Annotated in this window: 12 protein-coding genes; 8 read left to right on the plus strand and 4 right to left on the minus strand. The window is 42.3% G+C overall.

What is annotated here, in order from left to right; genetic code table 11:
• Positions 1 to 179: 179 nt before the first annotated feature.
• The 3 genes from ERX40_RS06610 to ERX40_RS06620 all read left to right on the plus strand — a co-directional run bounded on the left by ERX40_RS06610 (position 180) and on the right by ERX40_RS06620 (position 2538).
• Positions 180 to 1139 carry a ring-cleaving dioxygenase gene (locus tag ERX40_RS06610; protein ID WP_133417712.1) on the plus strand — a complete coding sequence of 320 codons (960 nt, stop codon included), beginning with the start codon at positions 180 to 182 and terminating at the stop codon, positions 1137 to 1139.
• Between the two features lie 11 nt (positions 1140 to 1150).
• The gene (locus tag ERX40_RS06615) at positions 1151 to 1756 is read left to right on the plus strand and encodes an alpha/beta hydrolase (RefSeq protein ID WP_133417713.1); all 606 of its coding nucleotides are present in this window, start codon (positions 1151 to 1153) and stop codon (positions 1754 to 1756) included.
• A gap of 176 nt (positions 1757 to 1932) precedes the next feature.
• A complete protein-coding gene (locus ERX40_RS06620) occupies positions 1933 to 2538 on the plus strand; it encodes a flavin reductase family protein (RefSeq protein WP_133417714.1) in 606 nt (201 codons plus the stop codon).
• A 460-nt stretch (positions 2539 to 2998) separates the two neighbouring features.
• On the opposite strand, the gene ERX40_RS06625 is transcribed toward ERX40_RS06620, so the two are convergent.
• Complete coding sequence (locus ERX40_RS06625; RefSeq protein ID WP_133417715.1) at positions 2999 to 3766, minus strand: TerC family protein; 768 nt, start codon at positions 3764 to 3766, stop codon at positions 2999 to 3001.
• 284 nt (positions 3767 to 4050) lie between these two features.
• On the opposite strand from ERX40_RS06625, the gene ERX40_RS06630 reads away from it, so the two are divergent.
• The 5 genes from ERX40_RS06630 (at position 4051) to ERX40_RS06650 (ending at position 9074) form a co-directional block, all read left to right on the plus strand.
• Complete coding sequence (locus ERX40_RS06630; protein WP_208001668.1) at positions 4051 to 4989, plus strand: ring-cleaving dioxygenase; 939 nt, start codon at positions 4051 to 4053, stop codon at positions 4987 to 4989.
• 423 nt (positions 4990 to 5412) lie between these two features.
• Positions 5413 to 5724 carry a DUF485 domain-containing protein gene (locus tag ERX40_RS06635; RefSeq protein ID WP_133417717.1) on the plus strand — a complete coding sequence of 104 codons (312 nt, stop codon included), beginning with the start codon at positions 5413 to 5415 and terminating at the stop codon, positions 5722 to 5724.
• A complete protein-coding gene (locus ERX40_RS06640; protein WP_133417718.1) occupies positions 5721 to 7268 on the plus strand; it encodes a solute symporter family protein in 1548 nt (515 codons plus the stop codon). Before ERX40_RS06635 ends, ERX40_RS06640 begins: the two co-directional genes overlap by 4 nt.
• Positions 7269 to 7426: 158 nt before the next feature.
• Entirely contained in the window at positions 7427 to 8686 is a 1260-nt protein-coding gene (locus ERX40_RS06645) for a Y-family DNA polymerase (protein WP_133417719.1), read from the plus strand.
• Between the two features lie 172 nt (positions 8687 to 8858).
• Positions 8859 to 9074 (plus strand): YhgE/Pip domain-containing protein, encoded by a 216-nt coding sequence (locus ERX40_RS06650; RefSeq protein WP_133417720.1) that lies wholly within the window; start codon positions 8859 to 8861, stop codon positions 9072 to 9074.
• A gap of 80 nt (positions 9075 to 9154) precedes the next feature.
• Here ERX40_RS06650 and hxlB read toward each other — a convergent pair whose 3' ends face one another.
• The 3 genes from hxlB to ERX40_RS06665 form a co-directional block, all read right to left on the minus strand.
• Positions 9155 to 9712, minus strand: coding sequence for a 6-phospho-3-hexuloisomerase (hxlB, locus tag ERX40_RS06655; protein WP_133417721.1), 558 nt, complete (start codon positions 9710 to 9712; stop codon positions 9155 to 9157).
• A gap of 7 nt (positions 9713 to 9719) precedes the next feature.
• Complete coding sequence (hxlA, locus tag ERX40_RS06660; protein WP_133417722.1) at positions 9720 to 10352, minus strand: 3-hexulose-6-phosphate synthase; 633 nt, start codon at positions 10350 to 10352, stop codon at positions 9720 to 9722.
• A gap of 149 nt (positions 10353 to 10501) precedes the next feature.
• Positions 10502 to 11383, minus strand: coding sequence for an RluA family pseudouridine synthase (locus ERX40_RS06665; RefSeq protein WP_133417723.1), 882 nt, complete (start codon positions 11381 to 11383; stop codon positions 10502 to 10504).
• Positions 11384 to 11580 lie beyond the last annotated feature (197 nt).

Raw genomic sequence — 11580 nt, forward strand, 5'->3', positions numbered from 1 at the left:
GAGATTAAATCTCATCTTTTTTATTTGCTGAATGATAATAAAATCATTTTAGCAGTTGTTTTGTTTTTCATCATTGATAAATAAGCTTATACCATAATAAGCAAATGATTTGAAATTGATAGGGTTTTTAGTATAATAATTATATCAAGTATAAAATATATATAAAGGTGGCTAGTTTTATGGCTCAATTAACAGGTATTCACCACGTAACAGCAATCACAAGCAGTGCCGAAAAAATTTATGATTTCTTTAATGATGTACTCGGTATGCGACTCGTCAAAAAAACAGTCAATCAGGATGATATTCAAGCCTATCATCTTTTTTTTGCTGATGATATCGGAAGTGCAGGGACAGATATGACCTTCTTCGATTTCAATGGCGTACCTCAAGGACAACATGGGACAAATGAATTACATCGTACTTCTTTCCGTGTACCAAGTGATGCAGCATTGGAATACTTCTTAGAGCGTTTTAAAAAATTCCATGTGAAACATGGCGGTATCTCTGAGATGTTTGGCAGAAAGGTACTGCCATTTGAAGACTTCGACGGCCAGTTATATCAGTTGATCTCTGATGAGTATGACAGCGGTGTCGCGCCAGGCACACCTTGGCAAAACGGACCGGTTCCAATTGAATTGGCTATTTATGGGTTAGGTCCGGTTATCATTAAAATCAGTCAGTTCGTTGCATTCAAGGAAGCATTTGAGACAGTTTATCAGTTCAAAGAAACAGCAACTGAAGGTGATATGCACTGGTTTGAAACGGGAGAAGGAGGTAACGGTGCTGCTGTCATTATTGTAGATGACTCAACAAGCATGATGGCTCAGCAAGGTGCAGGTAGTATACACCATATCGCTTTTCGTGTGCCGGATGAAGCAGAATTGCGAGAATGGATTAATCGTATTGATAGTTTTGGTCTGCCGAATTCAGGTTTTGTCGACCGGTTCTTCTTTCAATCCCTTTATGCCAGACTTGCAATGCCGATTCTATTTGAAATTGCGACAGATGGCCCTGGTTTTATGGGTGATGAACCATATGAAACATTGGGCGAGAAATTATCATTACCACCGTTTCTTGAATCAAAACGTGAAGAAATTGAAAGTGAAGTTCGTTATATCGATACAATTAGAAGTAGATAGGAGGAGTAAAGATGCAATACATTATTAAAAATCAAGAGAATCTGGCTCACCCTCATACACTGGTGATGCTCCACGGAACAGGCGGCAATGAATATGATATGCTGCCAATCGCGGAGATGGTAGATGCAAAAGCATCTGTTATCAGTGTGAAAGGGACTGTTATGGAAAACGGTATGTCTCGCTTCTTCAGACGATTGTCAATGCATCAGTTTGATGAAAAAGACTTAGTAGAGCGTACGCATGAACTGAATCAGTTTGTATTAGACACGATAATGGAAAATAAATTGAAGCAAGATAAAATTGTTGCAATTGGCTATTCAAATGGTGCTAATATCGCTGCAAGCTCACTGTATCATACAAATGAATTATTCAATGCAGCGATTCTGTTCCATCCGAAGGTGCCGCTCAGAAATATTGATCTTCCAGATTTAACAGGTAAACAAGTATTCATTGGCGCTGGAACAGGTGATCCATATGCATCTGAAGAAGAGATTAATGAACTTCAGGAGACACTTGAACAAGCAGGAGCTGAGGTCACTGTCTTCTGGCATGACAAGGGGCATTCGTTAACTAGTGAAGAACTAGAAGCGGCTATTCAGTGGTATCAATCTTTATAAAATATTTAAGGACGCAAAAACCCATCTAACCGTCTAGACTAAGACTGACAGATGGGTTTTTGAGTTATTGCTGCATGTAGATAAGAGAGATATAAATTACAGTCTCAATATAATTCAGTAATAATTATAGTATAATATTCTATTTTTAATATGCCATCTAAAGAGAGAGGAGCATTATTATGCATATTGATCCATTAAAGCAGAAAGAACGTGATAATTATAAAATGATGATTGGCTCTATTATTCCCAGACCGATCGCATTTATTACTTCACAGTCAGAGGAAGGGGTCGTGAATGCAGCACCTTTTAGTTACTTTAATATTGTAACGGCGAATCCTCCAATGATTGCTGTCTCCATTCAGCGTAAAGAGGAAAAGATGAAAGATACTGCACGGAATATCATCAATAACAAGGAATTTGTCGTCCATATTGTGTCTAAATCATTTATACGGGAAGTCAATAAGACTGCAGCGGCACTACCTTATCATGAATCAGAAATAGAACTGACTGATCTTCAACTGACTGAAAGCAAGAAGATAAGTGTACCCACTGTGGAAACAGCGAAAGTAGCTTTTGAATGTATCCTGGAGAAACATGTGATACTGGGTGATGAAGAAAAAGCAGTCGATCATATCATCGGACGAATAGTGAACTTTAATATTGATGACGAGCTGATTGATAATTACAGAATCGATCCCTATAAACTGGCGCCTATCAGTAGGCTAGCCGGTCACAATTACAGTGAACTCGGCGAGATCTTTGCATTGGAAAGACCTGAATAACCAGTCAGACTCTAAAAGGTATGCATCGGATTTCCATAGGACAGAAGTGGTATTATTCGCTGAGGATTACATTATTACTATAAAGGGTGGCATAAATAATCCAGATAGATGGTGTGGACCATGAGTTAAAACGATTGCAAGAATTAAATCGTTAAGAATGATAAGAAATGATTGAATCAGTAAAGCCAATACCCGTATATTTTAAAAGCTGGTATTGGCTCTTTTTATTTCTTGATTTTTTTCAATACGGGAAAGAGTACCATAAAAAGAATCGGCAGCATGATAATAACCCAGAAATAATATTCCATTACTATTCTCCAGTCCAGTATGACTTCTGTTCCACTCCAGTATATACCGGCTATCAGTTTTTTATCAATAGGAAGGGGCTTTGGTGATGATAAATAAAAAAGGCTGTAGACATGAGCTCTTGAAGAGTAAGTCTATAGCCTTTCATATCATCTTAACTGTTTTTCTGTTTCATCTTTCCGCCAGCGATACCGGCAATAGCCATACCCAGCAATACTGTCCAGAAGATAATCTGCCACTGCCATGAGTGCGGAAATTCGTGCGGCAGGATACCGATTTTATCGTGTGCAAGGACAAGAACGAACAACTTCACGCCGACCCAGCCGACAATGGCAAATGCTGCGAGTTCCAGTGACGGATATTTCTCGAGGATTGCGACGAAATAATTCGCGGCAAATCGCATCAACACGACCCCGATGATACCTCCTGTGAACATGACAAGGAACTGACCTAAGTTCATGCCAGCAAAGTCAGGACCGACCTCTGGGAGTGTGATCGCAATGGCGATGGCTGCCAGCATGGAATCGATTGCAAATGCGATGTCGGCAAGTTCAACTTTCAGCACGGTCATCCAGAAGCCATCTTTTTTAGCGTTTGAGGCTTCTGCTGCTCGTTCGTCTGGCGAGGCATTCTTATGTTTGAAGTAACTGCGTATATTCTTGATCGACATAAACAGCAGATAAGCTGCACCCAGCGCCTGAATCTGCCAGTAGTTAGCAAGGATACCGATGATAAACAGGGAGATGATACGGAATACAAATGCACCGACTAAGCCATAGAATAGGGCTCTCTTTCTCTGTTCGGGTTCAAGATGCTTAACCATGACAGCCATGACGATAGCATTATCAGCCGCAAGCAATCCTTCTAAAATAATCAACACGACAATTACCCATAAATAGGCGAATAAAATACTTGGATCCATTCACGGAACCTCCTTAAAATTTTCATTAAAAAAGACCCATACCAAATAAATTTGGCAAAGGTCTCACTAGGCACATAGCCCTATAACCCCGGAAATAAAATTATTTCGTAATGACGAGATTATACTAGAGTTACTCCCCTTCGACAGCAGTCGTGGGTATTTAATTACTATGATTGTAACATGAAAAAGTTCATTTGAAAAGGAGATGATAGTGCTTTAAACTATAAAGTTCTGAAACATAATGATATAATAACTATACTTAATATATTTATTATACTTAAGGAGTGAGTGAAGTGAAAACGAAAGGCATCCATCACATTAGTGCCATTGTCGGACATCCTCAGGAGAACGTCGATTTTTATGAAGGAATCCTGGGTTTAAGGTTGGTTAAGAAAACTGTTAACTTTGATGATCCGAAAACCTATCATCTGTACTTCGGTACAGATGCGGGAACGCCGGGTTCAATTATCACTTTTTTTCCGTGGCCAGGTGCAAGACAGGGACGGATTGGTACAGGACAGGTAGGCGTGACAGGCTATGCGGTTCCGGTCGGAGCTTACGATTTCTGGAAAGAACGCTTAGAATCTTTTGATATAGAAGTTCATGAAGAAGAACGCTTCGGTGAAAGATATTTAACATTTGAAGATGTTCATGGCTTAAAACTTGAAATCGTTGAACGTGAGAAAGGTGACAGTAATCCGTTCCAGCATGAGGCTATCCCTCTGGAATATGCAATCAAAGGTTTTGCAGGAGCTGTCCTCTATTCGTCAGATATTGAAGCGACTGATAAAGTGCTCACTGAAGAATTAGGCTTAGCTAAAAGAGCTGAAGATGAGACTTATTTCAGATATGAGGCGGAAGGAGAGATGGGTAATATCGTCGACATCAAAAAAGAGGTTAATGCCAGAGGATTAATGGGTGCTGGGACAGTCCACCATATTGCATGGCGTGCACAAGATGATGCTGAACAGATGATGTTCTCGAATCAGTTGAGAGCTGATGGTTATCACGTGACAGATATCAAAGACAGAAACTATTTCAACGCTATTTACTTCCGCGAACACGGAGAGATATTATTTGAGATTGCGACAGATTCACCAGGTTTTGCGCACGATGAGCCTTATGAAACGATGGGTGAATCGCTCATGCTACCTGCTCAGTATGAGCCTCATAGAGCACAGATAGAGGCGAACTTGATTCCGATTCATACATCAAAAAAATAGGTTATACTGTTATATAAATCGCGATGCTTATGGCTGTCAGTAAGGAGAATCTTATTTTTCTATGTATTGCTCAAAGAGAGGCGTGTTATCATGCACATTGATCCTCGCCTATCAGCAGGATTGCCGGCAGAATGATAGTACGCTTGTTAAGATATTCAGCATAGAAAGACCTGCATAAAGTCATGATAATGCCCTGATCGGCAAAGATGCAGAGAGAAGATAATAAGTATGATAAACATATTTAAAGTGAAAACGGACAGTCTTTCAATTGAAAGGCTGTTTTCTTATTCAATAGAACGCCTGCTTCCTTGTCATAAGACTTCATATCTTTATGTAAGCGCTTAAATTAAATATTGACAATATTCTGACAAATTAATAAAATATTCATTAGAGTGAATATTAATTAATTGGGGGGGTAGAGAAATGAGTTCATTGGATTATGAGAAAATCTCAAGAGATAAAGATTTTATTGCACTGCAGCATCATCGTAATCAATTTATTTTTCCGATAACAGTATTTTTTGTTTTAGCCACATTATTATTTCCGATTTTAACAGGTTACACAGATATTCTGAATAAAGAAGCTTTCTGGAATATCTCCTGGGCGTGGATTTATGCACTCGCACTCTTCATCATGGTCTGGACACTCGTGACACTCTATATGAGCCGCGCCAAGACATTTGATCAGGAATCTGAGCGTATTGTAGAACGTTATAAGGGGGGCGCTCAATCATGAATATCACGGTTATTGTTATGTTCCTCTTTTTCGTCAGTTTGACTTTGCTCATTACTTTCTTTGCTTCGAAACGTACTAATTCTGCAAGTGATTTCTATACAGCAGGCGGGGGCCTGACAGGCTGGCAGAATGGTCTCGCGATTGCAGGTGATTATCTATCTGCCGCAAGTTTTCTGGGCATTGCAGGAGCTATCGCATTATGGGGATTCGATGGCTTCTTCTACAGCATCGGTTACCTGACTGCCTATCTGGTTGTGTTATATATTGTGGCGGAGCCGTTACGTAATCTCGGAAAGTACACGCTTGCCGATATGATTGCCGCACGGTTTGAACTGAAGAAAGTACGTGCAGCAGCTGCCGTCTCGTCCATCACCATCGTCATCTTCTATATGCTGGCACAGCTCGTCGGTGCAGGGGCATTGATCCAGTTATTATTCGGCATTCCCTATACAGTGGCAGTCATCATTGTCGGTATTATGATGACCATCTATGTGCTGTTCGGCGGCATGACGGCAACAAGCTGGGTGCAGATGGTCAAAGCGGTGCTGCTGATGATCGGGACGGTGATTATCTCAGTCATGGTTCTGGCGCATTTCAACTTCAGCATTTCCGAGATGTTCGGTGCAATGAAGAACATCAAGTCAGCAGATTTCAAAGGGGAATTCATTAATCCCGGCTCGAAAGGCAGTTCGCCGCTTGATAATATCTCCCTGATTATAGCGTTATTATTCGGGACAGCAGGGCTGCCGCATATTCTTATGCGCTTCTTCACGGTAAAAGATGCGAAAACGGCACGTTCCTCTGTGATGTGGGCGACCTGGATCATCGGTATTTTCTATATTCTGACCATCTTCCTTGGCTTTGGTGCTGCTGCACTGCTGACACGTGAAGAGATCATTGCAGCGAATCCAGCCGGCAATATGGCCGCACCGCTGCTCGCTGACAAGTTAGGCGGCGACTTCCTGATGTCCTTTGTCTGTGCCGTTGCTTTTGCGACGATCCTCGCTGTTGTTGCGGGACTGGTCTTGTCCGGTGCTTCAGCATTCGCACATGATATTTACGGTGAAGTCATCAAGAAAGGAAAGGTCACGGAACGTGAGCAGATGAAAGCAGCGAAACTGGCATCACTGGCTGTGGCTGTCCTTTCCATCATCTTAGCTCTGTTCGCACAGAATATGAATGTTGCGTTTCTGGTGTCACTCGCCTTCTGCGTGGCAGCGAGTGCGAACTTACCCGTTATCTTCTTCACGATCTTCTGGAAACAATTCAATACGCAGGGCGCACTGACAGGCATCGCGGTTGGCTTAGTGACATCACTCATCCTTGTGATCTTAAGTCCGAATGTCATGAATCCGGCAGGGACGGCCTTTATTACGGCGAACCCACTTTTCCCGCTCTCCAATCCGGCTATTATCTCCGTACCGGCAGGCTTTCTCGGGGCATTTCTCGGGACGTTCCTCGGCAAACAGGAGTCGCTGGAGAAATACAGAGAAGTACAGGTGAAATCCATTACGGGCATCTCGACTTCAGATGTCACACACTAACAGAAACGACCGTTATGAGCGGTCGTTTCTGTCGTTTATTGTCTGAATCAATGCTGTTATCATTTCTGAGTAAAAAAAATTATTAAAATAAGTAAGCATAACATTTCTTTACACGAACATACGTTCTCATTTACACTGAATGTAAATGGGGTGGAAGCATGTATGACTATTATCAATGTAGTGCTCGTGATGTACTTTGTGTGGATCTTAAGAGTTTCTTTGCATCGGTCTCTTGTATCGACAAAGGACTGAATCCACTGACCACTAAACTCGCCGTTGTCGGCGATACGAAAAGGCAGGGCTCTGTCGTCTTAGCTGCAACACCGCCTCTGAAGGCGCTTGGCATCAAGACAGGATCGCGGTTATTTGAAATACCGCACCGGCGGGATATCTACATCATCAATCCTTCCATGCTGAAATATATAGAGGTATCCAGCCGGATCTCAGGTATTGCTCTTCGTTATGTGGCTCCTGAAGATTTCCATCAGTACAGTATCGATGAATTCTTCATGGATATCACAGATTCCTACCATCTTTTTGCACAGTCACCTTATCAGCTGGCAAGAATGCTGCAGCAGGAGATTTACCGGGAGACACAGATATTCAGTACGATTGGCATCGGCTCTAATCCGCTGCTGGCTAAGCTGTCGATGGATTTAGAGGCCAAACGCTCACATGACGGCGTCGCTGAATGGCGCTATCATGATGTGCCGCAGAAACTGTGGGATGTTGAGCCGCTGACGGAGATGTGGGGCATCAACCGGCGGACAGAGATGAAACTGAACAAGAAAGGAATCTTCAGAATCGGGGACCTCGCGAATTATCCGGTAGAATACCTGAAGCGGGATTTCGGCATCATCGGTGTCGACCTGCATCTACATGCGAACGGCATCGATGAAAGCCTCATCAGAAAGCCACATATCATCAAAGGGAAATCATATGGCAAGTCACAGATATTGATGCGGGATTATCGGTTCCATGAACTGAAGACCGTTATCAGTGAACAGATAGATGAAGTGTTATACAGAGTCAGAGAGAAGAACCTCTATCCGACGACAATTGCTTTCACAGTAAGCTATGCAGACGGCGGGGGTCTACATAAACAGTTCACGAAGAAGGATTATTTCACGTCGACCATGCAGATTGTAAAGCTGATCTGGCAGCATTTAGAAGAACATGCAGAGACAGACCGGCTGTTCAGGACAGTCGGCGTGTCATTCAGCAATCTGCGGGACAGTCGTATCAGACAGATGAATCTCTTTGAATCAACTGAAGAAGTGAAAAAGGAAGTGGTGGAAGACTATCTGGACCAGCTCAGACGAAAATACGGTAAAGATGTAGTCATGCGGGCATCCTCTTTATCGGATAGCGGGACAATTAAGTCAAGAAAAGGCCTTTTAGCAGGTCATAAAGGCTAAGCATATGACAAGAAAGACATATACGAGCTACTGCCTGCCCACTGTCTCATGACTATTCCTCCTTAAAACAAGCTAAATAGAGATAATTATTCTGATAAAGTTAAATAGATGATTTTAATTGAATAAATATCTATAAATGATATAATAGTATAATTTTAAGGGGGGATAAAAAGTGTTTAAATATTTTCAGGCGCTGCTTAAGCACCCATTTCTGCTGGTGGCGTTAACCGTCTTATTATTTTTACCGATCATCTATAGTGCGGTCTTTATTTATTCGATGTGGGATCCCTATGGTCAGACTGAGGACTTGCCGATTGCGATTGTCAATCATGACGCAGGTGCGCCGAGAATACCTGATCTACGACTCAATACAGGAGAACTGGATTAGAGGCTGGTAGATTGCCTGTCGAATAACTGATAAAAAACCGTAAAATCATTTCGATTTTACGGTTTTTGGTATCTTCTATTCTATTCAAGGTTGGCATGTTTGCCGTACATGGTATTTGAATCCAGCTGTTTAATCTCCATAAAGCGTAGAATCACTGCATCAAAGAATAAGAGCATCGTCTGTTCGAAGAGGGAACCCATCGGCTGGATAGTCTGATAGCTGCCTGCTGATCCATCTTTTGTTATTCCTGGCAGCTGAATGATTCTATCAGCTATTGTGCTGATGGTCGATTGCGGATTAATAGTGACTGTAACAACTGTACCGCCCAGTTCCTTTGCTTTTTCAGCGATAGGAATCAGTGTACGTGTCTCACCTGAGCCGGAACAGACAATCAGGAGATCACCTTGCTCTAAGTTAGCCGTGACGGTTTCACCGACCACATAAGCATCAATGCCCATATGCATCATTCTCATAACGAATGCTTTGCCTGCCAGACCGGACCGCCCAGCACCGGTCACAAAGACTTTCTTGGCGTTCAGCAGAGCTTCCACCAGCTGATCGGCTTCAGAATCAGAGATTAGAGTGGCCGTCTGCTCCAGTTCCTTGATGATGAGTGATAAATAGTCAGTCGTCTTCATTCTATGATTAACCCTGTTTGATCAGTTCGTGCATTTGACGTGCTGTCGCTGCTTTATCTTCCTGAGAAGTAATGCCGCCACCGACAATCACTAAATCTGGTTTCTGTTCGATGACCTCAGCAAGTGTTTCTGATTTAATTCCACCCGCTACTGCTGTTTTGGCATTCTTAACAACACTTTTAATTGTTGCCAGATCTTCGAATGAGTTTTTGCCTAACGCCTGCAGGTCATAACCTGTGTGAACACAGATATAATCCACACCTAACTCATCGAGCTCTTTTGCGCGAATTGCGATATCTTTGACAGCAATCATATCAACCAGAATTTCTTTGCCTTGTTTTTTTGCTTCTTCAACAGCACCGCGAATCGATTCATCTTCTGATACGCCTAAGATGGTGATGATATCTGCACCTGCTTCAGATGCCTGACTTACTTCATAGCCGGCTGCATCCATAATTTTTAAATCAGCCAGTACAGTCAGGTCAGGGAATGTTTCTTTAACTTCCTTTACCGCTTTTAAGCCTTCATTGATGACGACAGGTGTACCGATCTCTACTATATCGATATGGTCCTGTACTTCTTTGATGACTTCAATTGCGCCTGGAATATCGACGAGGTCTAATGCGAGTTGTAATTTCATTTATATAATCTCCTTTTATGATGAGTGTTATCTTGTATCTTCAGCATAAAGATCCATTAATTATGTGCTATGCCTATAAAGACACTCTACCATAATAACAGCGATTCTAAACATGTTATGCTTCTTACTGATAAGAGAGAGACTGAAGATTATTTAAAGGCGAGCATAAAAGGCTTCGGTATTTCTGATTCAAACCGCAGCTGCTGACCGGTTATAGGATGATTGAATGCGAGAACATGCGCATGTAAACCGATTCTGCGGAACGGATTGGTTATAGCACCGTATTTCTTATCACCGACAATCGGATGTCCCAGTTCTTTCATGTGAATACGGATCTGATTTTTACGGCCCGTTTCCAGATTGACTTTCAGCATCGTCTGTTTACGATTAGTCTTAAAGATCTCGTAACGTGTCGTCGCCTTTTTGCCATGGTTTTCAGTTTTGCTTGAATGCATCGTCAGTGTCTTGTCTTCAGTCAGCCAGCTGGTGATGCTACCGTCTTTTTCTACGCGTCCCTCCACAAGGGCAATGTACGTACGTTCAGTGACGATACGTTTCCAGTTGTTCTGCAGGGTCTGCTGCGCCTTTTTATTCTTAGCGAATACCATGACACCTGACGTCTCGCGGTCAAGGCGGTGAACGATAAACACCATATTTCTTGGATATGACTGCTTCACATAATCTGACAGATAACGGTAGACTGTTTTATCATTTTCATTAGTTGTGGAGATAGAGAGCAGACCTGCATCCTTTTCTACCACGATCACATCGCTATCTTCATGCAGAATCTTGACGCCGCGAAGCTCTGCTTTCTTATTAGGTGCACTTAAACGGATCGCGACGGTATCACCTGGCACGACTTTATCATTGAACTGGCTGGTCGAACGGTCATTGATGAACACCTGTCCACGCGCGAGAACCGCCCTCACTGATTTCTTACTTCTATCCGGCATCACTTCGAATAGGAACTTTAATAGTTCATTTTCTTCTTTGACAATCCACTGTTCATTGTTTTCTCTTGAGTTTTTCATATTAACATCCTTCTCTTTGATTCCCTCAAGCATAGCACAGGCAGTAGGGATTATAAATAAAATTGAAAGACTGCACACTATCATGGCAGGTAGCGAGATGTTCGACGTGAGCGCCATCGAAAAGATGATGAGAGTCATAGGCCCCCGTGAACTCGAGCAGCACTAGGCAGTGACAAAATCCTATCATGAGAGTTCGA

This window comes from Macrococcus carouselicus, from assembly GCF_004359515.1.
Classification (GTDB): Bacteria; Bacillota; Bacilli; order Staphylococcales; family Staphylococcaceae; genus Macrococcus; species Macrococcus carouselicus.

What these genes read in the sequence shown, in the direction of transcription:
- ERX40_RS06610 (WP_133417712.1), top strand. Translation starts at nt 180, where the DNA reads ATGGCTCAATTAACAGGTATTCACCACGTAACAGCAATCACAAGCAGT.
- ERX40_RS06615 (WP_133417713.1), top strand. Translation starts at nt 1,151, where the DNA reads ATGCAATACATTATTAAAAATCAAGAGAATCTGGCTCACCCTCATACA.
- ERX40_RS06625 (WP_133417715.1), bottom strand. Translation starts at nt 3,766, where the DNA reads ATGGATCCAAGTATTTTATTCGCCTATTTATGGGTAATTGTCGTGTTG.
- ERX40_RS06635 (WP_133417717.1), top strand. Translation starts at nt 5,413, where the DNA reads ATGAGTTCATTGGATTATGAGAAAATCTCAAGAGATAAAGATTTTATT.
- ERX40_RS06640 (WP_133417718.1), top strand. Translation starts at nt 5,721, where the DNA reads ATGAATATCACGGTTATTGTTATGTTCCTCTTTTTCGTCAGTTTGACT.
- ERX40_RS06645 (WP_133417719.1), top strand. Translation starts at nt 7,427, where the DNA reads ATGTATGACTATTATCAATGTAGTGCTCGTGATGTACTTTGTGTGGAT.
- hxlB (WP_133417721.1), bottom strand. Translation starts at nt 9,712, where the DNA reads ATGAAGACGACTGACTATTTATCACTCATCATCAAGGAACTGGAGCAG.
- hxlA (WP_133417722.1), bottom strand. Translation starts at nt 10,352, where the DNA reads ATGAAATTACAACTCGCATTAGACCTCGTCGATATTCCAGGCGCAATT.
- ERX40_RS06665 (WP_133417723.1), bottom strand. Translation starts at nt 11,383, where the DNA reads ATGAAAAACTCAAGAGAAAACAATGAACAGTGGATTGTCAAAGAAGAA.